Annotated in this window: 19 protein-coding genes; 15 read left to right on the top strand and 4 right to left on the bottom strand. The window is 69.4% G+C overall.

Annotation, left to right across the window (positions count from 1 at the left end; translation table 11 throughout):
• Positions 1–4: 4 nt before the first annotated feature.
• Positions 5–2128, top strand: coding sequence for a peptidase domain-containing ABC transporter (locus MW290_RS32000; RefSeq protein WP_250198365.1), 2124 nt, complete (start codon positions 5–7; stop codon positions 2126–2128).
• Between the two features lie 38 nt (positions 2129–2166).
• Here MW290_RS32000 and MW290_RS31995 read toward each other — a convergent pair whose 3' ends face one another.
• Positions 2167–2454, bottom strand: coding sequence for a YkgJ family cysteine cluster protein (locus MW290_RS31995; protein WP_250198364.1), 288 nt, complete (start codon positions 2452–2454; stop codon positions 2167–2169).
• Positions 2455–2567: 113 nt separating this feature from the next.
• On the opposite strand from MW290_RS31995, the gene MW290_RS31990 reads away from it, so the two are divergent.
• The 9 genes from MW290_RS31990 to MW290_RS31950 all read left to right on the top strand — a co-directional run bounded on the left by MW290_RS31990 (position 2568) and on the right by MW290_RS31950 (position 13277).
• Positions 2568–2816, top strand: coding sequence for a DUF2061 domain-containing protein (locus tag MW290_RS31990; RefSeq protein WP_250198363.1), 249 nt, complete (start codon positions 2568–2570; stop codon positions 2814–2816).
• An 83-nt stretch (positions 2817–2899) separates the two neighbouring features.
• Entirely contained in the window at positions 2900–4858 is a 1959-nt protein-coding gene (gene mnmG / locus MW290_RS31985; RefSeq protein WP_250198362.1) for a tRNA uridine-5-carboxymethylaminomethyl(34) synthesis enzyme MnmG, read from the top strand.
• Positions 4855–5556, top strand: coding sequence for a 16S rRNA (guanine(527)-N(7))-methyltransferase RsmG (gene rsmG, locus MW290_RS31980; RefSeq protein ID WP_250198361.1), 702 nt, complete (start codon positions 4855–4857; stop codon positions 5554–5556). The genes mnmG and rsmG overlap by 4 nt, the downstream gene beginning before the upstream one ends.
• Complete coding sequence (locus MW290_RS31975; RefSeq protein ID WP_250198360.1) at positions 5553–5885, top strand: DMT family transporter; 333 nt, start codon at positions 5553–5555, stop codon at positions 5883–5885. The genes rsmG and MW290_RS31975 overlap by 4 nt, the downstream gene beginning before the upstream one ends.
• A gap of 115 nt (positions 5886–6000) precedes the next feature.
• Complete coding sequence (gene imuA / locus MW290_RS31970) at positions 6001–6798, top strand: translesion DNA synthesis-associated protein ImuA (protein WP_250198359.1); 798 nt, start codon at positions 6001–6003, stop codon at positions 6796–6798.
• On the top strand, positions 6758–8347 hold the full coding sequence (locus MW290_RS31965) for a Y-family DNA polymerase (protein ID WP_250198358.1): 1590 nt from the start codon (positions 6758–6760) through the stop codon (positions 8345–8347). The genes imuA and MW290_RS31965 overlap by 41 nt, the downstream gene beginning before the upstream one ends.
• An 81-nt stretch (positions 8348–8428) precedes the next feature.
• Positions 8429–11626, top strand: a complete 3198-nt coding sequence (locus MW290_RS31960; protein ID WP_250200151.1) for an error-prone DNA polymerase — start codon at positions 8429–8431, stop codon at positions 11624–11626.
• A gap of 110 nt (positions 11627–11736) precedes the next feature.
• Positions 11737–12513: a ParA family protein gene (locus tag MW290_RS31955; protein ID WP_250198357.1), complete on the top strand. Its 777-nt coding sequence runs from the start codon at positions 11737–11739 to the stop codon at positions 12511–12513.
• Positions 12510–13277 carry a GNAT family N-acetyltransferase gene (locus tag MW290_RS31950; protein ID WP_250198356.1) on the top strand — a complete coding sequence of 256 codons (768 nt, stop codon included), beginning with the start codon at positions 12510–12512 and terminating at the stop codon, positions 13275–13277. Before MW290_RS31955 ends, MW290_RS31950 begins: the two co-directional genes overlap by 4 nt.
• Before the next feature lie 177 nt (positions 13278–13454).
• On the opposite strand, the gene argC is transcribed toward MW290_RS31950, so the two are convergent.
• Positions 13455–14396: an N-acetyl-gamma-glutamyl-phosphate reductase gene (argC, locus tag MW290_RS31945; protein ID WP_250198355.1), complete on the bottom strand. Its 942-nt coding sequence runs from the start codon at positions 14394–14396 to the stop codon at positions 13455–13457.
• 49 nt (positions 14397–14445) lie between these two features.
• Here argC and MW290_RS31940 point away from each other — a divergent pair, with 49 nt between their 5' ends.
• The 5 genes from MW290_RS31940 (at position 14446) to MW290_RS31920 (ending at position 21192) form a co-directional block, all read left to right on the top strand.
• Entirely contained in the window at positions 14446–14997 is a 552-nt protein-coding gene (locus MW290_RS31940) for an RBBP9/YdeN family alpha/beta hydrolase (RefSeq protein WP_250198354.1), read from the top strand.
• A gap of 10 nt (positions 14998–15007) precedes the next feature.
• A complete protein-coding gene (locus MW290_RS31935) occupies positions 15008–15934 on the top strand; it encodes a ParB/RepB/Spo0J family partition protein (protein WP_250198353.1) in 927 nt (308 codons plus the stop codon).
• A gap of 401 nt (positions 15935–16335) precedes the next feature.
• On the top strand, positions 16336–18258 hold the full coding sequence (locus tag MW290_RS31930) for a PrkA family serine protein kinase (protein WP_250198352.1): 1923 nt from the start codon (positions 16336–16338) through the stop codon (positions 18256–18258).
• A 33-nt stretch (positions 18259–18291) separates the two neighbouring features.
• Positions 18292–19584 (top strand): YeaH/YhbH family protein, encoded by a 1293-nt coding sequence (locus MW290_RS31925; protein WP_250198351.1) that lies wholly within the window; start codon positions 18292–18294, stop codon positions 19582–19584.
• Between the two features lie 48 nt (positions 19585–19632).
• Entirely contained in the window at positions 19633–21192 is a 1560-nt protein-coding gene (locus tag MW290_RS31920; RefSeq protein ID WP_250198350.1) for a SpoVR family protein, read from the top strand.
• Positions 21193–21202: 10 nt separating this feature from the next.
• Here MW290_RS31920 and MW290_RS31915 read toward each other — a convergent pair whose 3' ends face one another.
• A complete protein-coding gene (locus MW290_RS31915) occupies positions 21203–22426 on the bottom strand; it encodes a glycosyltransferase (protein WP_250198349.1) in 1224 nt (407 codons plus the stop codon).
• Between the two features lie 9 nt (positions 22427–22435).
• Positions 22436–23857: an FAD-binding oxidoreductase gene (locus MW290_RS31910; protein WP_250198348.1), complete on the bottom strand. Its 1422-nt coding sequence runs from the start codon at positions 23855–23857 to the stop codon at positions 22436–22438.
• Between the last annotated feature and the right edge of the window lie 10 nt (positions 23858–23867).

Here is a 23867-nt window from a genome sequence, read left to right as displayed (position 1 = left end):
GCCGATGCTGGACCGCCTGAACCTCGGGTGGCGCGCCCGCCGCCGCGTGCCCATGCTGCTGCAGACCGAAGCCGCCGAATGCGGCCTGGCCTGCATCGCGATGGTGGCCGCGGCGCACGGGCTGCACACCGACCTGCCGACGCTGCGGCGGCGCTTTTCGCTGTCGCTCAAGGGCGCTTCGATGGGCGACCTGGTGCGCATCGCGGGTGAGCTGCAGCTGGCGCCGCGGGCGCTGCGCGCCGAGCCCGAGCACCTGGCCGGCCTGCAGCTGCCCTGCGTGCTGCACTGGGACATGAACCACTTCGTGGTGCTGGTGGCGGTGCAGCGGGGCGTGGCCGTGATCCACGATCCGGGGCAGGGCGTGCGGCGGCTGAAGCTGGCGGAGCTGTCGCGGCACTTCACTGGCATTGCGCTGGAGCTGACGCCGGCCGGCGGCTTCGAGCCGCGGGTGGAGCGCCAGCCTTTGAGCCTGCGGCGGCTGCTGGGCCGCGTGAGCGGCCTCAAGCGCGCGATGGCGCAGGTGTTCGTGCTGGCGCTGGTGCTGGAAGCCTTTCTGCTGCTGTCGCCCTTTCTGCTGCAGTGGGTGGTGGACGGCGTGCTGGTCAGCGGCGACCGTGACCTGCTGGTGACGCTGGGGCTGGGCTTCGGCCTGCTGGTGCTGCTGCAGGTGGCCACCGGCGCGGTGCGTTCGTGGGCGGTGCTGGTGCTGTCGGCCACGCTCAACCTGCAGTGGCTGTCCAATGTGTTCGCGCACCTGATGCGGCTGCCGGTGGCCTGGTTCGAGAAGCGCCACACCGGCGACATCTGGTCGCGCTTCTCGGCGGTGCAGCAGATCCAGAAGACCTTGACCACCAGCTTCGTGGAAGCGGTGCTGGACGGCGTGATGGTGCTGGCCACGCTGGCGATGATGGCCGCCTACAGCGGCCGGCTCACCGCCATCGTGCTGGCCGCGGTGGCGGTGTATGCGTTGCTGCGCTGGGCCTTCTTCCGGCCGCTGCGCGAGGCCACCGAAGAATCGCTGGTGCATGAGTCGCGCAAGGCCAGCCACTTCCTCGAATCGCTGCGCGGCGTGCAGGCCATCAAGCTGTTCAACCGACAGGCCGACCGGCAGGGCCGCTTCATGAACCTGGTGGTGGACGCGATGAACGCCGACATCGCCACCCGCCGCATCGACCTGCTGTTCAGCGTGCTGCACAAGCTGGTGTTCGGGCTGGAGCGCGTGGCCGTGGTGTGGGTGGGCGCGCTGCTGGTGATGGATGAGCACTTCACCGTCGGCATGCTGTTCGCGTTCATCGCCTTCAAGGAGCAGTTCGCCACCCGCTTCAGCGCGCTGATCGACAAGGCGGTGGAGCTGAAGATGCTGCGGCTGCAGGGCGAGCGGCTGGCCGACATCGTGCTGGCGGCGCCCGAGCCCGAGCTGCCGGCGGAGCGGCCGCTACCCGCGGCGGCGCGCATCGAGCTGCGCGAGCTCAGCTTCCGCTATTCCGACGCCGAGCCCGAGGTGCTGCGCGGTGTGACGCTGGCGATCGAGCCAGGCGAGTCGGTGGCCATCGTCGGACCTTCCGGCTGCGGCAAGACCACGCTGCTGAAGCTGATGCTGGGCATCCATGCGCCGCAGGCGGGTGAGGTGAGCGTGGGCGGCCTGTCGCTGGCGCAGCTGGGCCTGGCGCGCTGGCGCTCGATGATCGGCACGGTGATGCAGGAGGACGTGCTGTTCGCCGGCTCCATCAGTGAAAACATCTGCTTCTTCGACGCGGCGCCAGATTCGGCGTGGATCGAAGAATGCGCCCGCATGGCCTCGGTGCACGACGAGATTGAGGCAATGCCTATGGGTTACCACACACTGATAGGTGACATGGGTGCCGCGATCTCGGGCGGGCAGAAGCAGCGGCTGCTGCTGGCACGTGCGCTGTACAAGCGACCGCAGGTGCTGCTGCTGGACGAGGCCACCAGCGCGCTGGACGTGGACCGTGAGCGTGCGGTGAACCAGAGCATCCGCCAGCTGCCGCTCACCCGCGTGATCGTGGCCCACCGGCCCGAGACCATTGCCAGCGCCAGCCGCGTGGTGGTGCTGGAGCAGGGGCGGGTGGTGCAGGACCTGCGCACGGTGGGGGCGGGTCGCGGCTAGCCTGTGTGCGTGGCAGCCGCGGCAGGGGGCGGCACGCCTCAGCCGGCGGTGGCAGCCTCCAGGGCGCTGAGCCAGTGGATCGCCTGCGTGCGGTCGCTGCCACACATCTCGGCCGAGGGCTGCAAGGAGCCGCACACGGCCGGCCGCAGCGGTGAGCCGAAGATCGCGCAGCGCAGGTCGGGCAGCAGTTGCACACAGGGCACGCCGGCGGGCTTGCCTTGCGGCATGCCGGGAATCGCGCTGCTGATCGACGGGGCGATGCAGCAGGCGGCGCAGCCACTGCGGCAGGCCAGCGTCGGTTGGGGGGAGGGTGGCGCGGCACTCACGCACCGATTGTCCCTGGCCGTGGCTATCGCTGCGATGCGTGGGTTTGATGCCTGCGTCCCCTGTTTGCCCGCACACTCTCAATCAAGATTGATTCGCATTTGGGAGCACAACCATGGTCAAGACCGCTGCATTCGGCGTGGTGCACTTGGGCATCGCTTTCACCGTCACCTATGTGCTGACAGGCAACCTGCTGGCCGCCAGCGCGGTGACCTTGATTGAGCCGACGGTGAACATGGTGGCGCACTACTTCTTCGACAAGCACTGGGATGACAAGAAGGTGGAGGCCTGGTTGCAGCGCCGTCGTACAGCGTTGAGCCGGTGTTTCACGTGGAACAAAGGCCGCGCGGTTGAAGTGGCGTGAGCAGTGCCGGGGTCAGGGCAGTCGCCTAAAATTGAGGCATTCCCATTCCTGAAGGCAAGCCGGCTGGTGCTGGCTTGAGTCCTGTGCTTCATCCCCAAGAATTTGACGTCATCGTGGTGGGCGGCGGCCATGCCGGCACCGAGGCCGCATTGGCAGCTGCACGCATGGGCTGCGCGACCCTGCTGCTCACCCACAACATTGAGACGCTGGGGCAGATGAGCTGCAACCCCTCGATCGGCGGCATCGGCAAGGGGCACTTGGTGAAGGAGGTGGATGCCCTGGGCGGCGCGATGGCCCTGGCCACCGACGAATCGGGCATCCAGTTCCGCATCCTCAACTCCAGCAAGGGCCCTGCGGTTCGCGCCACCCGGGCCCAGGCCGACCGTGTGCTGTACAAGGCGGCGGTGCGCCGCCGGCTGGAGAACCAGCCCAACCTGTGGCTGTTCCAGCAGGCGGTGGACGACCTGATGGTGGAGGGCGACCGTGTGGTGGGCGCCGTCACCCAGATCGGCCTGCGATTCCGCGCCCGGGCGGTGGTGCTGACGGCGGGCACTTTCCTGGACGGCAAGATCCACGTGGGCTTGCAGAACTACAGCGCCGGCCGTGCCGGCGACCCGCCCGCAGTGAGCCTGTCCGCCCGGCTCAAGGAACTGAAGCTGCCGCAAGGCCGCCTGAAGACCGGCACGCCGCCGCGCATCGACGGCCGGTCGATCGACTTCAGCCGCCTGACGGAACAGCCCGGCGACCTGGACCCGGTGCCGGTGTTCAGCTTCATGGGTGACCGCTCGATGCACCCGCAGCAGGTGCCCTGCTGGATCACCCACACCAACGAACGCACGCACGAGATCATCCGCTCGGGCTTCGACCGTTCGCCGATGTTCACCGGCGTGATCGAAGGGGTGGGGCCGCGCTACTGCCCCAGCATCGAGGACAAGATCAACCGCTTCGCGGACAAGGATTCGCACCAGATCTTCCTGGAACCGGAAGGCCTGACCACGCACGAGTTCTACCCCAACGGCATCAGCACCTCGCTGCCTTTCGACATCCAGCTGGCCGCTGTGCGCTCGATGCCGGGCCTGGAGAACGCCCACATCCTGCGGCCGGGCTACGCCATCGAATACGACTACTTCGACCCGCGCGGGCTGAGCGCCTCGTTCGAAACGCGGGCGGTGCGCGGCCTGTTCTTCGCCGGCCAGATCAACGGCACCACCGGCTATGAAGAGGCGGCGGCGCAAGGCCTGTTCGCCGGCCTGAACGCCGCGCTGCAGGTGCAGGGCAAGGCACCCTGGCTGCCGCGCCGCGACCAGGCCTACCTGGGCGTGCTGGTGGACGACCTGATCACCAAGGGGGTGACCGAGCCGTACCGCATGTTCACCAGCCGGGCGGAGTTCCGGCTGCAACTGCGCGAAGACAACGCCGACGCCCGCCTGACCGAGATCGGCCGGAAGATGGGCCTGGTGGACGACGTGCGCTGGGCCGCGTTCAACCGCAAGCGCGATGCTGTTTCACGTGAAGCAGAGCGGCTGAAGTCCACCTGGGTGCACCCCGGCATCTTGGGCGCTGCCGACGCGGAGCGGCTGGTAGGCAAGGCCTTGGAGCGTGAGTACAACCTGGCCGATCTGCTGCGCCGGCCGGGCGTGAGCTTCGCCGCGGTGGAGCAAGTGGCCACGCTGGCCAAGCCCGAAGCCGGTGTTTCACGTGAAACCTTGGTTCAACAGCTGGGCACCGACCTGGCCGACAACGTGATCGAGCAGGTGGAAGTGCTCATCAAATACGCCGGCTACATCGAGAAGCAGGTGGGTGAGGTGGAGCGTGCCGCCCACTTCGAAAACCTGAAGCTGCCCGCGGAACTGGACTATGGCCAGGTGGCCGCGCTCAGCTTCGAGGTGCGGCAAAAGCTCAGCAAGCACCGGCCTGAAACGCTGGGTCAGGCGTCGCGCATCTCCGGTGTCACGCCCGCCGCGATTTCGCTGCTGCTGGTGCACCTGAAGAAGGGCCGCTTCAAGGGATTCTCGGAAGCCACCGCCGGAGCCGCAGCTTGACCAGCGGCAGCGTGAACACGACGCCGCTGCGTGCACCGCTGCAGCAAGGCCTCCGCGACCTGGGCTGCTGGCCGGCCGATGAGGCACAGGCGGAAGGCGTGACCGAGCGCTTGCTGGCTTACCTGGACCTGATCAGCCGCTGGAACCGCGTCTACAACCTGACGGCGGTGCGCGACCCGGCCGAGATGCTGGTGCAGCACCTGCTGGACAGCGTCGCCGTGGTGCCGCCATTGACGCAGGCGCTGGCCGCCCAGCGAGGTGACGCGGCGCAGCGGGTACTGGACGTGGGCAGCGGCGCCGGCCTGCCTGGTGTGGTCATCGCCATCCTGCGGCCCGAGCTGTCGGTGGTGTGCGTCGATGCGGTGGCCAAGAAAGCCCGCTTCATCCGCCAGGTGGCCACCGAGCTGGGCCTGCGGCGGCTGCAAGCCGAGCACACCCGCATCGAAGACCTGAAGGCGCCGGGCTTCGGCGTCGTCACCTCGCGCGCTTTTGCGTCGCTGGTCGACTTCATCAATCTGACGCGCCAGCACCTGGCACCGGGTGGCGTGTGGATGGCGATGAAGGGCAAGCTGCCCGATGACGAAATGGCCGTGCTGCCGCCGGGCGTGGCGGTCACCGGCACCCAGCCGCTGGTGGTGCCGGGCCTGGACGCCCAGCGCTGCCTGGTCTGGATGGCACCGGCGACGGAGCCGGCTTGAACGGCTACCTGGCGCTGGGCCTGGCCATCGTCGCCGAGGTGATTGCCACCTCGGCGCTCAAGGCGTCCGACAGCTTCAGTCGGCCGCTGCCCACCGCCATCACCGCGGTGGGCTACCTCGCGGCGTTCTACCTGCTGTCGATCACGCTGCGCACCGTGCCAGTGGGCGTGGCGTACGCCATCTGGTCGGGCCTGGGCATCGTGCTCATCACCACCGTGGCGTGGCTGCTGTTCGGCCAGCGCATCGACGCGGCAGGCCTGGTCGGCATGGGGCTGATCATTGCCGGGGTGGTGGTGCTGAACCTGTTTTCCAAGGCCGGCGGGCACTGAATTCCGAGGCGGCGATCCCTGGAAAAAAGCCCGGGTGCACGCCCTGGTTTGCGCCCGGCAAAGGGGTTGGAATGCTGTATAAACGTACAGTATTTTCCCGCTGTCGCCCCTCGCCATGTCCCCGCCCGCCGCCGCCGTTGCCGCTGCTTTTCCTTCTGTTTCCACCCACCGCCCACCGGTGGGTGCACCGGCGGGCACGCCTGTTTCACGTCCGGCCGGCAGCGGCCTGCCGACGCTGGCGCCCGGCCTGTTGTGGCGCGGCGATGAGCTGGCCCAGGCCACCGGCCGCACCTTGCCCAGCGGCTACCCGGTGCTCGATGCCGAGCTGCCCGGCGGCGGCTGGCCCGCCCAGGGCCTGACCGAGCTGCTGCTGGCCCAGCCCGGCTCGGGCGAGCTGCGGCTGCTGGTGCCGGCGCTCAACGCCTTCGCCGATCGGCCGGTGGTGTGGATCTCGCCGCCGGCCCAGCCCTACGCACCGGCCCTGCAGCAATTGGGCATCTCGCTGGCCGGCCTGATCTGCCTGACGCCCGACCAGCTCACCGATGCCGCCTGGGCGGCCGAACAGGCGCTGCGCTCACGCAGCTGCGCCGCCGTGCTGTGGTGGGCCGATGCCCCGGCGGCGGTGTGGCGTCGGCTGCACCTGGCCGCGCAGGACAGCGGCTGCCCGCTGTGGGCGCTGCGCCCGCCTGCCGCGCGGCACCAGGCCTCGCCCGCGCCGCTGCGGCTGTGGGCCGAGCCGGCACCCGGCGGCCAGCTGTCGGTGCATGCCTTCAAGCGGCGTGGCCCGGCCATGGCCGGGCCGGTGCTGCTGTCCTTGCCGCCTGCGGCGCCCCTGCTGCGGCGTGCAGCGGTTCCTGCGGCGGAGGTGGGCCATGTTGTGGCTCGCGCTGCACCTGCCCTGGTTGCCGCTTGAGGCACGGGGGCCGTTTCCGCCCCCGGCCGATGGCAGCCTGCCGCCGCCGCGCGCGGTGATCCACCAGCACCGGCTGTGCACGGTGAATGCCGCCGCGCGCGCACAAGGCCTGGAGCCGGGCATGAGCACCGCCACCGCGCTGTCCTTGTGCCCCGGGCTGCAGCAGCTGCAGCGCGACGAGGCGGCCGAGGCCGGCTTCGTGCAGCTGCTGGCGCTGGCCTTGTCCTGCTACACGCCGCAGGTGGTGCTGCGGCCCGATGCGGTGCTGCTGGAGGTCAGCGGCTCGCTGCGGCTGTTCGGCGGCCTGCCGGGCCTGGCGGCGCGCCTGCGGCGCAGCCTGCAGCAGGTGGGGGCGCATGTGCGCATCGGCATGGCGCCCACCGCCGCGGCCGCCTGGCTGCTGGCGCGCGTGGTGGCGCCGGGCGCCAAGCCGGGCCGTGCCCGCACGCTGCCGGCCGCGCACCACCTGCTCGATGGCCTGCCGTTGCCGCCGGTGCTGCAGTCGCTGGCCTTGCCGCCCCGCCTGGCCGAGCTGCTGCAAGGCATCGGCTGCCACACGCTGGCCGACGTGCGGGCGCTGCCGCGCACCGGCCTGCAGCGGCGCGGCGGTGCTGCGCTGCAGGCGGCGCTGGACCGTGCCTATGGCGACGCGCCCGATCCGCAGGTGTGGTTCGAGCCGCCGCTGCAGTTCGAGCTGGCCTGCGAGCTGGTGCACCGCGCCGACGATGCGGCGATGCTGGTGTTCGCCGCGCAACGCCTGGTGCAGCCGCTGGCCGGCTGGCTGTCGCGCCAGTGGCTGGCCGCGGCCCGCTGCACGCTGTGGCTGCAGCATGAAAGCAGCGGCCGGCAGGCGAGGGCGCCCACGCCGGTGCGCCTGGCCATGGGCGAGCCCACGCGCGACGCAGCCCAGCTGCTGCTGCTGCTGCGTGAGCGGCTGCAGCGCACCGAGCTGCCGGCGCCGGTCTACGGCCTGCGCCTGCAGCTGGACGAAGCGGTGGCGCTGGCCGGCCATGAGGGCCGGCTGGCCCTGGCCGCGGCCGATGGGCAGCTGGCCGACACCGACCCGCTGGCCGTCAGCGCCCTGGTCGACCGCCTGAGCGCCCGCCTGGGCCCCGAGCGGGTGAGCCGCCTGCAGCTGCAGGACGACCACCGCCCCGAGCGGGCGATGCAGGCCGCACCTGCGCTGCAGGCGGCGCGCAGCCAGCCGCGGCCCGCCGCACGGCCGCGCAGCACCGCCCCCAGCACCACCCCCAGCACGGCCACCGTGCCCCCCGTGCCCACCCGCCCCACTTGGCTGCTGCCCCAGCCGCTGCCGCTGGCCGAGCAGGGTGGGCGGCCGGTGCATGGCGGGCCGCTGGTGCTGCGCACGCGGGCCGAGCGCATCGAAAGCGGCTGGTTCGACGAAGCGCTGATCTGCCGCGACTACCACGTGGCCGAGGGCCGTGACCACCGGCTGCGCTGGGTGTTCCGCGAGCGGCGCCAGACGGCCGATGGCGAGCCGGCGTCCGCCTGGTCGTCTTCCTGGTATTTGCACGGCCTTTTCGGTTGAGTCATGACCTCGCTGCCCACCTCCCAGCCGGCCGTGCCGGAGGCGCTGCCGTCCCCCGTGCCGGGCTGGGGCGCCAGCCTGATGCCGGGTTATGCCGAGCTGCACTGCCGCTCCAACTTCAGCTTTCTCACCGGTGCTTCCCACCCCGGCGAGCTGGTGGCCCGCGCGGCGCAGCTGGGCTATGCGGCGCTGGCCATCACCGACGAATGTTCGGTGGCCGGCGTGGTGCGCGCGCATGAGGAACTCAAGCGCCAGCACAGCGAGGCGGGCAGTGCCCTCAAGCTCATCATCGGCAGCCAGTTCGAGGTGGAAGGCGAGGGCGACACGCCCGGCTGCCGCCTGGTGCTGCTGGCCCACAACCGCGAAGGTTATGGCGACCTGTGCGAGCTCATCACGCTGGGCCGGCTGCGTGCCGACAAGGGCCAGTACCGGCTCACCGTGCGCGATTTCGAGGCCGATGGCGGCGCGCGCTGCCCGACACCGCGGCCACCGCGCCACCTGCGCGGCCTGCACCGTCTGCCCGACTGCACCGCGCTGCTGATCCCGCGCCGCGACGAGGCCCCCGCGCAGCTGCTGGCCCAGGCCGACTGGCTGCGCCGGCACTTCGAGTTCCCGGCCATCGCGGTGGAGCTGCTGATGCATGCCGACGACAGCCTGCTGGCCGAGCGGCTGCAGGCCGTGTCCGCCGCCACCGGCGTGGCGCTGGTGGCCGCCGGCGACGTGCTGATGCACGTGCGCTCGCGCAAGCCGCTGCAGGACACGCTCACCGCCATCCGCCTGAAGACGCCGGTGGCCGAATGCGGCTTGGCGCTGGCCCGCAATGCCGAGCAGCATCTGCGCTCGCGCCTGCGGCTGGCGCAGCTGTACCGGCCCGAATGGCTGGGCGCCACGCTGGCCATCGCGGCGCGCTGCGTGTTCCGGCTCGACGAACTGCGCTACGAATACCCGGCCGAGATCGTGCCGCCCGGCATGGAGCCCATCGACCACCTGCGCGCGCTCACCGCGCAGGGCTTGCAGGAGCGCTACGGCCCGCAGGCGCCGCCCGGCGTGCAGGCGCAGGTGGCCCGCGAGCTGGCCCTCATCCAGGAGCTGAAGTACGAGGCCTTCTTCCTCACCGTGCACGACGTGGTCCGCTTCGCGCGCAGCCGCGGCATCCTGTGCCAGGGCCGGGGCTCGGCGGCCAACTCGGCGGTGTGCTTCGCGCTCGGCATCACCGAGGTCGACCCCACCAAGACCACGCTGCTGTTCGAGCGCTTCATCTCGCGCGAACGCGACGAGCCGCCCGACATCGACGTCGACTTCGAGCATGAGCGGCGGGAGGAGGTCATTCAGTACATCTACCGCAAGTACGGCACCGAGCGCACCGCGCTGGCCGCGGCGCTGGCCACCTACCGCACCCGCGGCTCGGTGCGCGACGTGGGCAAGGCGCTGGGCATCGATGCCACGCAGGTGGACGCGCTGGCCCGTTCCTTCCAGTGGTTCGACGACCGCAGCCGCATGGCCGCTTCGGTGGCCGAGGCCGGGCTGCGCATGGACTCGCCCGTCACCCGCCGCTGGATCGAGCTGGTGGACACGCTGCGCGGCTTTCCGCGCCACCTGTCGCAGCACACCGGCGGCTTCGTCATCGCGCGCGACAAGCTCTCGCGGCTGGTGCCCATCGAAAACGCCGCGATGGTCGACCGCCGCGTCATCCAGTGGGACAAGGACGACCTGGAATCGCTGGGCCTTTTGAAGGTGGACGTGCTGGCGCTGGGCATGCTCACCGCGCTGCGGCGCGCGCTCGACCTGCTGGGCGCCTGGCAGGGCCGGCGCTGGCGGCTGCAGGACATTCCGCAGGACTGCAGCACCACCTACGACATGATCTGCCGGGCCGACACCGTGGGCGTGTTCCAGATCGAAAGCCGCGCCCAGCAGAGCATGCTGCCGCGCCTGAAGCCGCGGCGCCTGTACGACCTGGTGATCGAGGTGGCCATCGTGCGGCCCGGCCCCATCCAGGGCGGCATGGTGCACCCCTACCTGCAGCGGCGTGAGCAGCTGGCCGCCGGCCAGTTGCCGCCTTCACGCTACCCGGCGCTGGACGACGCCCTGGGCCGCACGCTGGGCGTGCCCATCTTCCAGGAGCAGGTGATGCAGATCTGCATGATCGCCGCCGGCTTCAGCGCCGGTGAAGCCGACCAGCTGCGCCGCGCGATGGCGGCCTGGCGGCGCGACGGCCAGGTCGACCGCTTCGAGCACCGCATCGTGCAGGGCATGACCGACCGCGGCTACGACGAAGACTTCGCCAAGGCCATCTTCAAGCAGATCTGCGGCTTCGGCGAATACGGCTTCCCCGAGAGCCATGCCTTCAGCTTCGCCATCCTGGCCTACTTCAGCTGCTGGCTGAAGTGCCACCATCCGGCCATCTTCCTGGCCGCGATGCTCAACTCGCAGCCCATGGGCTTCTATCCGCCTTCGCAGCTGGTGCAGGACGCGCGCCGCCACGACGTGGAAGTGCGGCCGGTGGACGTGCTGCACAGCCACTGGGACTGCACGCTGGAAGCCCGCAGCGACAGTGGCCGCGCCCCCGCGGTGCGCCTGGGCCTGCGGCTGGTGTCGGCCATGCAGGAGGAGGCCGCCCGCCGCATCGTGCAGGCGCGTGAGCAGCAGCCGCCGGCCGACGTGGACGACCTGGCCCGCCGCGCCGGCCTGGACGCACGGCTGCTGCAGGCACTGGCCCGGGCCGATGCGCTGCGCGGCCTGGCCGGCCACCGCCGCCAGCAGCTGTGGGCGGCCGCCGGCCAGGCGCCGGCCCGCGCGCTGCTGGCCGATGCGCCGGTGCGCGAGGCAGCGCACGAGCAGCCGCAGCTGCCGCTGGCGCCCGAGGGCGAGGACATCCTGCTCGACTACGCGGCCACCGGCCTCACGCTGCGGCGCCATCCGGTGGCGCTGCTGCGCGGCCGGCTGCAGGGCCGCGGCTGGCTCAGCGCCGAAGAACTGGGCCGGCTGCGTGGCGGCGCGCGGGCCTGGGCCTGCGGCATCGTCACCATGCGCCAGCAGCCCGAGACCGCCAAGGGCACCATCTTCGTCACGCTGGAAGACGAAACCGGCAGCGTCAACGTCATCGTGTGGAAGCACATCCGCGAGCGCCAGCGCAATGCCTTGCTGCGCTCACGCCTGCTGGCGGTGGCCGGCGAGTGGCAGGTCTCGGCCGATGGCGTGCGCAACATGGTGGCGCGCCGCCTGGTGGACGTGACGCCCTGGCTGGGTGGCCTGAGCACCAGCTCGCGCGACTTCCATTGAACACATGACATGACATCACATGGTGTGGCGGCAGTTACCATCGGCCGCCGTGCCTCGCCTGTTGGCGGGCCTTTCTTGTGACCCTTGCTGACCACCCCACGACCCGCCCGATGAGCTGCCGCATCTTCTGCATCGCCAACCAGAAGGGCGGCGTCGGCAAGACCACCACCACCGTCAACCTGGCGGCCGGTCTGGCCCTGGTGGGCCAGCGCGTGCTGGTGGTCGACCTGGATCCGCAGGGCAATGCCACCATGGGCTCGGGCATCGACAAGCGCGCGCTGCCCGCCAGCGTGTACGACGTGCTGCTGGAAAGCAGCAGCGTGGCCGAGGCGCGCCAGCGCAGCGACAAGGGCGGCTACGACGTGCTGGCCGCCAACCGCGAACTGGCCGGCGCCGAGGTGGAGCTGGTGGCGCTGGAACAGCGCAACCTGCGGCTGCGCCAGGCGCTCAAGGCGGTGCAGGACGACTACGACTTCGTGCTGATCGACTGCCCGCCGTCGCTCAGCCTGCTCACCCTCAACGGCCTGTGCAGCGCCCACGGCGTGCTGGTGCCCATGCAGTGCGAGTACTTCGCGCTGGAAGGGCTGAGCGACCTGGTCAACACCATCAAGCAGGTGCATGCCAACCTCAACCGCGAGCTGCAGGTCATCGGCCTGCTGCGGGTGATGTTCGATCCGCGCATCACGCTGCAGCAGCAGGTCAGCGACCAGCTCAAGGCGCACTTCGGCGACAAGGTGTTCGACACCGTGATCCCGCGCAACGTGCGGCTGGCCGAAGCGCCCAGCTACGGCCAGGCCGGCGTGGTGTTCGATCCGCAGTCCAAGGGCGCGCAGGCCTACGTGGCCTTTGCGCGTGAGCTGGTCGACCGCGTGGCCAAGCTGCGGTGACCGACCTCACGCTGCTCTCTCGCATCGAGGACGCCGGCCTCAACGCCAGCGCCCCGCCGCAGCAGCGCTGGATGGACGGCTGGCTGGTCCGTTTTTCACCCGGCAAGGCGAAGCGGGCGCGCTGCATCAACGCGGTGGCCGAAGGCCGGCTGCCGCTGGCCGACAAGCTGCGGCAGGCGCAGGCGGTGTTCGACGAAGCCGGGTTGCCGCTGGTGCTGCGCATCACGCCCTTCACCCAGCCCGCCGGGCTGGACGCGCAGCTCGAAGCGCTGGGCCTGCATACCGAAGACGACACGCGGGTGATGGCCTGCCCGTCGCTGTCGGCGCTGCGGGCCTTGCCGCTGCCGGCCGGCAGCCGCTGGCAGTCGATGGACGGCAGCGCTTTCGCGGAACTGATCGGCGGCCTGCGCGGCTCGCCGCCGGGACAGCGCCAGGCCCATGCGCAGCGGCTGGCCTTGTCGCCGGTGCCCTTCCAGGCCTATGCCATCGTGCGCGAGGACGATGGTGCCTTGCTGGCCTGCGGCCAGTTCGCGCGCGAGGGTGACCTGGTAGGCCTGTACGACGTGTTCACCCCGCCCGAGCACCGTGGCCGCGGCCATGCCGCCAGCCTGTGCTCACGCCTGCTGGTGCAGGCCCGCGAGGAAGGCGCTGCCATCGGCTACCTGCAGGTGGAAGGCAACAACACCGCCGCCCGCCGCGTGTACCACCGCCTGGGCTTTGCCGACGGGTACAGCTACCACTACCGCAGCACCGCTGCGGATTAAAGCCCCGCGGTCGCCGCCCGGCCGCTCCGAAGGCGGCCGCGCAACCCGCCCGGCGGGTGGTCCCGTGTACTCAAGGGACCGGGTGCTCCATACCCGGGGCCAGCGCCGGGCCGCTCCCAAGCGGCCCCGGACCCTCTTGGAGGGTGGTCCCGTGTACTCACGGGACCGGGTGCCCCATCAAAGCCCCAGACCTTCGTCCACGCCCAGGTGCACGTTCATGCACTGCACCGCCGCGCCGCTGGCGCCCTTGCCCAGGTTGTCCAGGCGGGCGATCAGCACGGCCTGGGTGTCGTGGGCAAACACGAACAGCTCGACGTTGTTGGTGTCGTTGGTGGCCTGCACGTCGAAGAAGCCGGCTTCCAGCGTGGCCGGGTCGCGCAGCGGCATCACCTTGACGAAGCGCTCGCCTTCATAGTGCGCGGCCAGCGCGGCATGCAGGCGGGCGGCATCGGTGCCGGGGGCCAACTGCTCGAAGTGCAGCGGCAGGCTCACCGCCAGGCCCTTGTAGAAGTTGCCGACGATGGGCAGGAACACCGGCTTGGTCGTCAAACCGGTGTGGCTCATCATCTCGGGGATGTGCTTGTGCGCCAGCGTCAGGCCGTACGGGCGCGGCGACAGCAGCTTGTCGTCGCCCCCCGCCTGGTACTGCTCGATCATCTTCTTGCCGCCACCGGAGTAGCCGGTGATGGACGTGGCCGACAGCGGCAGCGCCGCCGGCACGATGCCGGCGTCGACCAGCGGGCGCACCAGCAGGATGAAGGCGCTGGCATGGCAACCCGGGTTGGCGATGCGCTTGCTCTGGCGCAGCTTGTCGCGCTGGCCACGGGCCAGCTCGGGCAGGCCGAAGGCCCAGGCCGGGTCGATGCGGTGCGCGGTGCTGGCGTCGATCAGGCAGGTGTTGGGATTGGTCACCATCGCCGCCGCCTCGCGCGACGCCTGGTCGGGCAGGCACAGGAAGGCGACGTCGGCCGCGTTCAGCAGGCGGGCGCGTTCGGCGGGGTCCTTGCGCTTGTCGGGGTCGATGCGCAGCAACTCCACGTCGCTGCGCTTTGCGAGGTACTCATGGATGCGCAGGCCGGTCGTGCCTTCCTGTCCATCTACATAAACCTGGTATGCCATTGTTGAGCCCTCACGCACAATCCACAGCCCTCAAGGATAAGGCAAGGACATGACGCAGGAATTTCGTGTACTGCTGCTTCCCGGCTGGGAAAACTCCGGCCCCGACCACTGGCAGAGCCGATGGGAAGCGCGCCACGGCTACCTGCGCGTGGAACAGGACGACTGGCAGTGGCCCAAGCGCGGCGACTGGATGATGCGCCTGGAGGAGGAACTGCTGGCCTCGCCGCAGCCGGCCGTGCTGGTGGCCCACAGCCTGGGCTGCCTGCTGGTGGCGGCCTGGGCCGCGCACAGCCGCCACACCGAGTGCGTGGCCGGTGCCATGCTGGTGGCCCCGCCCGATGTCGAGCGGGCCGACATGCCGCCCAACCTGTACTCCTGGCGGCCGATCGAGCGCAAGCCTTTGCCCTTTGCGTCGCTGGTGGTCTACAGCGAGGACGATCCCTTCTGCGACCTGCGGGCCCTACGCACCATGGTGGATGACTGGGAGGCGCAATCCATTTCAGTGGGCGAGGCGGGGCACATCAATGGTGCGTCGGGCTTGGGCGAGTGGCCGGACGGCCTGTCGTTGCTGCGGGGCCTGATGGCCACGGCGCGTAGCTGACAATCGCCGGATGGTCACCAAAAAGCAGAAGGGGCTCGGCCTCGGGCTCGAGGCGTTGCTCGGCCCGCGCGTGAGCGACACACCCGCGGCCGTCGATGGCGCGCCGCGCTCGCTCAAGCTGTCGCAGCTGCGGCCCGGCAAGTACCAGCCGCGCACGCGCATGGACGAAGGCTCGCTCTACGAGCTGGCCGAGAGCATCAAGTCGCAGGGCGTGATGCAGCCGGTGCTGGTGCGCCCGCTGGGCCCCGACGCCACGGGCGACGGTGGCGCCCTGCCGCAGTACGAGATCATCGCCGGTGAACGGCGCTCGCGCGCCGCCCGGCTGGCCGGGCTGGACGAAGTGCCGGTGCTCGTCAAGGAGGTGCCGGACGAGGCCGCCGCCGTGATGGCGCTGATCGAGAACATCCAGCGCGAGGACCTCAACCCGCTGGAAGAAGCCCAGGGCCTCAAGCGCCTGGTCGACGAGTTCGGGCTCACCCACGAAGGCGCGGCGCAGGCCGTGGGCCGCTCGCGCAGCGCGGCCAGCAACCTGCTGCGCCTGCTCAACCTGGCGCCGCCGGTGCAGCAGCTGCTGATGGCCGGCGACCTGGACATGGGCCATGCCCGTGCGCTGCTGCCGCTGGACGCGGCGCAGCAGATCCTGCATGCCAACGAGGTGGTGGCGCGCAAGCTCTCGGTGCGCGAAGCCGAGCGTCTGGTGGCCCGCAGCGCGGCCAGCGGCGCCAGCGGCAGCCGCACGCCCTCGCGCGCGAAGAAGGACAAGGCCCGCGACATCGTGCGGCTGGAAGAAGCGCTGGCCGACAAGCTCACCGCCGCGGTCGAGATCCGCGTGCAGCGCCGCACGGCGCGCGGCGAGCAGGGCGAGATCGCCATCTCCTTCGGCTCGCTCGAGGAGCTGAACGGCCTGCTGGACAAGCTGGGCGTCAGCGACCGTTGACGGCATTGCTGTCACGCGCTTGACCCGTGTTGCCCCGTGGATCGCGGGGATACATGGGCAACCCGCATGCGCGGGCACGGATTTGGGCGCACAGTGTTCGAGACGTCAGCCAAAGTGCACCACGCTGCGTTGTTGTAGGGAACGATGCACTTTGGTAGGGTGTCTCAACGGGACAGGGCACAGAGTTTGCTCAACCCCTGCTGAGTTGACGGGCTAACTCCCCGCTTCTCAGCGCTTCATGTCTGTCCGGCATAGAGGAAGCTGAACACCGACGAAAACGTACGCCAGTGACCGGAAAGCTCTGATGGCGCCTGGGCCTGTCCAGCCGGGACTCCATCAGAACTTCCCAGACGACGGTGGGGTTGCGACCCGCCGACGCCTTCCTCACCAAGGAGGTCCGCATGGACGTGATCAGCAGCTTCGCCGCACGCTACGAACGCACCCGAGAAGAAGAGCTCTCGCTGGAAGAGTACTTGGCGGAGTGCAAGCGCAACACCCTGGCCTATGCCACCGCGGCCGAGCGCATGCTCAAGGCCATCGGCGAACCGCAGACGGTGGACACGCGCAACGATCCGCGCCTGTCCCGCATCTTCGCGAACAAGGTCATCAAGGTCTATCCGGCCTTCGCCGAGTTCTACGGCATGGAAGACGCCATCGAGCAGGTGGTGTCGTACTTCCGACATGCCGCCCAGGGCCTGGAGGAAAAGAAGCAGATTCTCTACCTGCTGGGCCCGGTGGGCGGTGGCAAGAGCTCCATCGCCGAACGCCTGAAGCAGCTGATGCAGGAAGTGCCCTTCTATGCCATCAAGGGCTCGCCGGTGAACGAGTCGCCGCTGGGGCTGTTCGACCCGGCGGAAGACGGCCCGATCCTCGAGAAGGAATACGGCATCCCGCGGCGCTACCTCAACCGCATCCTGTCGCCGTGGGCCGTCAAGCGGCTCGAGGAGTTCGGCGGCGACATCCGCAAGTTCAAGGTGGTCAAGCGCCACCCGTCCATCCTCAAGCAGATCGGCGTGGCCAAGACCGAGCCGGGTGACGAGAACAACCAGGACATCTCCAGCCTGGTGGGCAAGGTCGACATCCGCAAGCTCGAGACCTATGCGCAGGACGACCCCGACGCCTACAGCTACAGCGGCGGCCTGTGCCTGGCCAACCAGGGCCTGCTGGAGTTCGTGGAAATGTTCAAGGCGCCCATCAAGGTGCTGCACCCGCTGCTGACCGCCACGCAGGAAGGCAACTTCAAGGGCACCGAAGGCTTCGGCGCCATTCCGTTCGATGGCATCGTGCTGGCGCACAGCAACGAGAGCGAGTGGAAGACCTTCCGCAACAACAAGAACAACGAGGCCTTCCTCGACCGCATCTACATCGTCAAGGTGCCGTACTGCCTGCGGGTGAGCGAAGAGATCAAGATCTACGAGAAGCTGATCAAGGGCTCTTCGCTGGCCGAGGCCAAGTGCGCCCCCGGCACGCTGAAGATGATGAGCCAGTTCGCGGTGCTCACGCGCCTGAAGGAGCCGGAGAACTCGTCCCTCTTCAGCAAGATGCAGATCTACGACGGCGAGAACCTGAAGGACACCGACCCGCGGGCCAAGAGCTACGCCGAGTACCGCGACTACGCCGGCGTGGACGAAGGCATGAGCGGCATCTCTACCCGCTTTGCCTACAAGATCCTGTCCAAGGTCTTCAACTTCGACAGCACCGAAGTGGCGGCCAACCCGGTGCACCTGATGTACGTGCTCGAGCAGCAGATCGAGCGTGAGCAGTTCCCGGCCGAGGTGGAGCAGAAGTACCTGGCCTTCATCAAGGAGCACCTGGCCACGCGCTACGCCGAGTTCATCGGCAAGGAGATCCAGACCGCCTACCTGGAGAGCTACTCCGAGTACGGCCAGAACATCTTCGACCGCTACGTGACCTATGCCGACTACTGGATCCAGGACCACGAGTACCGCGACACCGACACCGGCGAGGTGTTCGACCGCAGCGCGCTGAACGCCGAGCTCGAGAAGATCGAAAAGCCCGCGGGCATCGCCAACCCCAAGGACTTCCGCAACGAGATCGTCAACTTCGTGCTGCGGGCGCGGGCCAACAACCAGGGCAAGAACCCGGTGTGGACCAGCTACGAGAAGCTGCGCACGGTGATCGAGAAGAAGATGTTCTCCAACACCGAGGAGCTGCTGCCGGTGATCAGCTTCAACGCCAAGGCCAGCGCCGACGAAGCCAAGAAGCACGAGGACTTCGTGACGCGCATGGTGGACAAGGGCTACACGCCCAAGCAGGTGCGGCTGCTGTGCGAGTGGTACCTCCGCGTTCGCAAGAGCAGCTGATCGATCAGCCTTCAAAAACCGACGGGATGGCACATGCTTCAGCAGATCATTGATCGGCGCTTATCGGGCAAGAACAAGTCGATCGGCAACCGCGAGCGTTTTCTGCGTCGCTACAAGACGCAGATACGCGATGCGGTGCGCCGGGCGGTGGACCAGCGTGGCATCCGCGACATCGAGCGCAGCGAAGACATCACCATCCCGAAGAAGGACATCAGCGAACCCGTCTTCGGCCACGGCCAGGGCGGCAAGCGCGAGATGGTGCACCCGGGCAACCAGGACTACCTGCGCGGCGACCGCATCGAGCGGCCCAAGGGCGGTGGCGGTGGTGGCTCGGGCAGCGGCCAGGCCAGCGACCAGGGCGAGGGCAGCGACGACTTCGTGTTCACGCTGAGCAAGGAAGAATTCATGCAGGTCTTCTTCGAAGACCTGGCACTGCCCCACCTGGTGCGCACCCAGCTGGCCGAAACGCCGGAGTGGAAGAGCCACCGCGCCGGCTTCACCAGCGACGGCACGCCCAACAACCTGCACGTGGTGCGTTCGATGCGCGGCGCCATCGGCCGCCGCATCGCCATCGGCAGCGAATCGCGGCGAGAGCTGCGTGAGCTGGAAGAGCGGCTGCTGCAGATGAAGCTCGATGCTGCCCCTGGCGACGCGGTGGCGGCTGCCGCCATCGCCGAGGTTGAAGCGCAGATCCTGGAGCTGCGCACCCGCCTGGGCCGCATCCCCTACCTGGACCCGATCGACCTGCGCTTTCGCAACCGGGTGCGCGTGCCGGTGCCCAGCAGCAAGGCGGTGATGTTCTGCCTGATGGACGTCTCGGGCTCGATGGACGAGTCGCGCAAGGACCTGGCCAAGCGCTTCTTCATCCTGCTGTACCTCTTCCTCACCAAGCACTACGAGAAGATCGACCTCGTCTTCATCCGCCACCACACGCAGGCGCAGGAGGTGGACGAGCACAACTTCTTCCATGCCACCGAAACCGGCGGCACCGTGGTGAGCAGCGCGCTGGTGCTGATGGAAGAGATCATCAAGGCCCGCTACAACCCCAGCGAATGGAACATCTACGGCGCGCAGGCCAGCGACGGCGACAACTGGCACCACGACAGCGGCCGCTGCCGTGAGCTGCTGAGCGAGAAGCTGCTGCCGCTGGTGCGCTACTTTGCCTACGTGCAGGTGGCCGAGGAAGAGCAGAACCTGTGGGAGGAGTACACGCAGCTCGCGCAGAGCCAGCGGCGCTTCGCGATGCGCAAGGCCACCGATGCATCGCAGATCTACCCCGTGTTCCGCGACCTGTTCAAGAAGGAGGGCGTGCAGGAGGCCGCCTGACGGGCCGCTGCCTGCCGCACCGACCAACCCATTGCTGAAGGCCTCGACATGAACGCCGTGCTCGCCCCCCGCTCCCCGCTGCGTCACATGGTGCCCCTGGCCAGCCGGCCGGCGCAGCCGCTGCCCGCGCCCAGCGACTGGTCGTTCGAGCTGATCGACCAGTACCACGAGGTGATCCGCCAGACCGCCGAGCGCTATGGCCTGGACACCTACCCGAACCAGCTGGAGATCATCACCGCCGAGCAGATGATGGATGCCTATGCGTCCGTCGGCATGCCGGTGAACTACCGCCACTGGAGCTACGGCAAGGAGTTCATCTCCACCGAGAAGAACTACAAGCGCGGCCACATGGGCCTGGCGTATGAGATCGTCATCAACAGCAACCCCTGCATCAGCTACCTGATGGAGGAGAACACGATGGCGATGCAGGCGCTGGTGATCGCGCATGCGGCCTACGGCCACAACAGCTTCTTCAAGGGCAACTACCTGTTCCGCATGTGGACCGATGCGTCGTCGATCATCGACTACCTGGTCTATGCCAAGAACTACGTGGCGGAGTGCGAAGAGCGCCATGGCCTGGAGACGGTGGAGGAGTTCCTCGACTCCTGCCACGCGCTGGCCAACCACGGCGTGGACCGCTACCGCCGCCCCAGCCGCAAGAGCCTGGCCGAGGAGCTGCGCGCCCGCAAGGACCGCGAGGCCTATGCGCAGCAGCAGGTCAACGACCTGTGGCGCACGCTGCCCAAGCGGGCCGACAAGCCCGAGGAGGCCGCCGAGCTGCGCCGCTTCCCCGATGAGCCGCAGGAGAACCTGCTGTACTTCATCGAGAAGAACGCGCCGCTGCTGGAGCCCTGGCAGCGCGAGATCGTGCGCATCGTGCGCAAGGTGGCGCAGTACTTCTACCCGCAGCGTCAGACGCAGGTGATGAACGAGGGCTGGGCCACCTTCTGGCACCACAAGCTGCTCAACACCATGTACGACGACGGCTACCTGACCGACGGCGTGATGATCGAGTGGCTGAAGTCGCACACCAACGTGATCTTCCAGCCGCCGGTGGGGCACCGGGCGTACAGCGGCATCAACCCCTATGCGCTGGGCTTTGCGATGTACACCGACCTGAAGCGCGTGTGCGAGGCGCCCACCGACGAGGACCGCGAGTGGTTCCCCGAGATCGCGGGCAGCGACTGGCTGCCCACGCTGGACCATGCGATGCGCAACTTCAAGGACGAGAGCTTCATCGGCCAGTACCTGAGCCCCAAGCTGATGCGTGAGCTGCGCCTGTTCGCCATCGTCGACGACGAGAAGGACAGCGAGCTGGAGGTCTCGGCCATCCACGACGACAACGGCTACCGTCGTGTGCGCGAGGCCTTGTCGCACCAGTACGACCTGGGCTCGCGCGAGCCCAACATCCAGGTGTGGAACGTGAACCTGCGTGGCGACCGCTCGCTGACGCTGCGCCACACCCAGCACAACGACCGGCCGCTGCACGATGGCGCGCAGGAGGTGCTGAAGCACGTGGCCCGGCTGTGGGGCTTTGGCGTGCACCTGGAAAGCACCAACGCCAAGGGCGACGTGACCAAGCGCTGGACGGTGCCGGCGCCGATCTGAGGCGGATGCTTCAGCCCTGGCTGGCCAGCGCGATGCAGCGCCCAGCCAGCTGCAGGGCGACGTCGGGGGCGGCCTGGCCCTGCCGGGCGAAGGCCTGCGCGGCTTGTCGCATCGGACCCTCTGTCACCGCGTCATGCACCGCCTGATGCAGCTGCGCCGCCACGTCCCCTTCCAGCAGCAGCACACCCGCACCGGCGGCCTGCACCCGCCGCGCAGTCAGCAGTTGTTCGGCCTGGGTGGGCAGCATCACCAGCGGCCTGCCTTGCAGCAGCGCCGCATGCACGGTGCCGGCGCCGGCATGGCACAGCACCGCGTCGGCCTGGCCGGCCATGCGCGCCATGTTCAGCGGCATGTCGGCAAACTGCAGGTGGGCCGAGGCATGCCGCTGCTTCAGGCTGGCGGCCAGGCCGGGCACCCAGGCCACGGTGGACCAGGGGCCGGCCTGCAGCACGGCCAGCGCGGCTTCCGTGGCCGCCGGCTCGGGCCGCAGGTAGGCCAGCACGCGGCCGAAGTCACTGGCCGGCCAGTCGGGCAGGCTGCCGTCGTCGCGGCCCGGCAGCGGGCCGAAGTACCGCGTGGCGGGCTCGTCGCTGCGTGGCCTGGACGTGCCCGCATAGGGGTCCAGCGACGGCCAGGTGAGCAGGCAGCGTTCGTCCGCGGCCAGCAACTCGTGCAGCGCGGCCAGCGGCGGCTCGCCCCAAACGGTGAGCAGCTGGTTGCAGGTGGCCAGCAGCCGTTCTTCGGCGGCGCGCACGCGGTGCGGTGCGATCGGCGTCCACTCGCGGAAGGGCGGCATGGGCTGCCGCGGCGGCGGCATGAAACAGCCGGTGCCGGCCAGCAGGCGGCGCATCGGCAGGCCGCGGGCTGCCAGCAGCGCGGTGGGTGCATGGTCGGCCAGCAGCAGCTGGGGCTTGAGCAGGGTGAACAGCGTGCGCCAGGCCTGGGCCAGGCCTTGCAGCCGTGCGGCGTCCAGGTAGCCGGCGTGGGCCAGCAGCTCGGCATAGGTGGCCGGTGGCGGCTGGCCGGCCAGCGGCAGTTGCCACACCGGCGCCTGCCAGGCCTGCAGCCGCGCATGCCGGGCCAGCGGGCCGAACACCGGCCCCAGCAGCGAAAGGTCGCGCAGCACCAGCTGCACCTCGTGCCCGGCCTCCAGCAGCGGCTGCGCGATCTGCGCCAGCGGCGTGGCATGGCCCAGGCCGCCGCCCAGCTCCCAGGCCAGGAGGAAGCGGGCCATGGCGCAACCCTACAGCGTGAAGATCTTGCCCGGGTTCATGATGTTGCGCGGGTCGAGCGCGCGCTTGAGCGTGCGCATCATCTCCACCGCGCCTTCACCGGCCTCGGTGACCAGGAAGCCCATCTTGTGCAGGCCCACGCCGTGCTCGCCGCTGCAGGTGCCGCCCAGCTGGATGGCGCGCTCCACCATCTGCAGGTTCAGCCGCTCGGCGGTCTCGCGCTCTTCGGGCAGGTGGGGGTCGATCAGGTAGGCCAGGTGGAAGTTGCCGTCGCCCACGTGGCCGACGATGAAGTAGGGCAGGCCGGCGCCTTCGGCTTCTTCCACCGAGGCATTGATGCTCTCGGCCAGGCGCGAGATGGGCACGCAGGTGTCCGAGGTCACGGCGCGGCAGCCCGGGCGCATCTGCAGCGCGGCCAGGTAGGCGTGGTGGCGCGCGGTCCACAGCCGGGTGCGTTCTTCGGGCGTGCGCGCCCATTCGAAGTCTTCGCCGCCGTATTCGCGGGCGATGTCCTGCACCGTGGCGGCCTGCTCGGCCACGCCGGCTTCGCTGCCGTGGAACTCCATCAGCAGCATCGGCGCTTCGCGCAGCGTGAGCTTGTCGTGCCGGTTCACCGCACGCACGGCGTTGGGGTCCAGCAGCTCGCAGCGGGCGATGGGCACGCCCATCTGGATGATGGCGATGGTGGTCTGCACCGCCGCGTCGATGCTGGGGAAGAAGCAGATGGCCGCGCTCACCGCCTCGGGCAGCGGGTACAGGCGCAGCGTCACTTCGGTCATCACGCCCAGCGTGCCTTCGCTGCCTACGAACAGGCGCGTGAGGTCGTAGCCGGCGCTGCTCTTGCGGGCGCGGGTGCCGGTGTGGATGACTTCACCGCTGGCCGTGACCACGGTCAGGCCCAGCACGTTCTCGCGCATGGTGCCGTAGCGCACCGCGTTCGTGCCGCTGGCGCGGGTGGCGCACATGCCGCCCAGCGTGGCGTCGGCACCGGGGTCGATCGGGAAGAACAGGCCGGTGTCCTTGATCTCGCGGTTCAGCTGCATGCGGGTGACGCCGGCCTGCACCGTCACCGTCAGGTCTTCGGGGTTCACGCGCAGCAGCTTGTTCATGCGCGAGAGGTCGATGCTGACCCCGCCCTGCACCGCCAGCAGGTGGCCCTCGAGCGAGGAACCGACGCCGTACGGGATCACCGGCACCGCGTGCTGGTGCGCTAGCTGCACCACGGCGGCCACCTCTTCGGTGCTTTCGCAGTACACCACCACCTCGGGCGGCGGCACGTCGATGGGCGATTCGTCGCGGCCGTGCTGCTCGCACACCGCACGGGCGGTGGAGCAGCGATCGCCGAAGCGGGCCTTGAGCGCGGCCACCATCTCGGGCGGCACGGGGCGACGTGAGTCGACGTCGAAGGCGATGGGGGACAGCGGGGCGTTCATGACTGCAGCT

This window comes from Aquincola tertiaricarbonis (assembly GCF_023573145.1).
GTDB lineage: Bacteria > Pseudomonadota > Gammaproteobacteria > Burkholderiales > Burkholderiaceae_C > Aquincola > Aquincola tertiaricarbonis_B.
The sequence above is the reverse complement of the archived record's forward strand: the minus strand, read 5'-3'. Positions and strand labels throughout refer to the sequence as shown.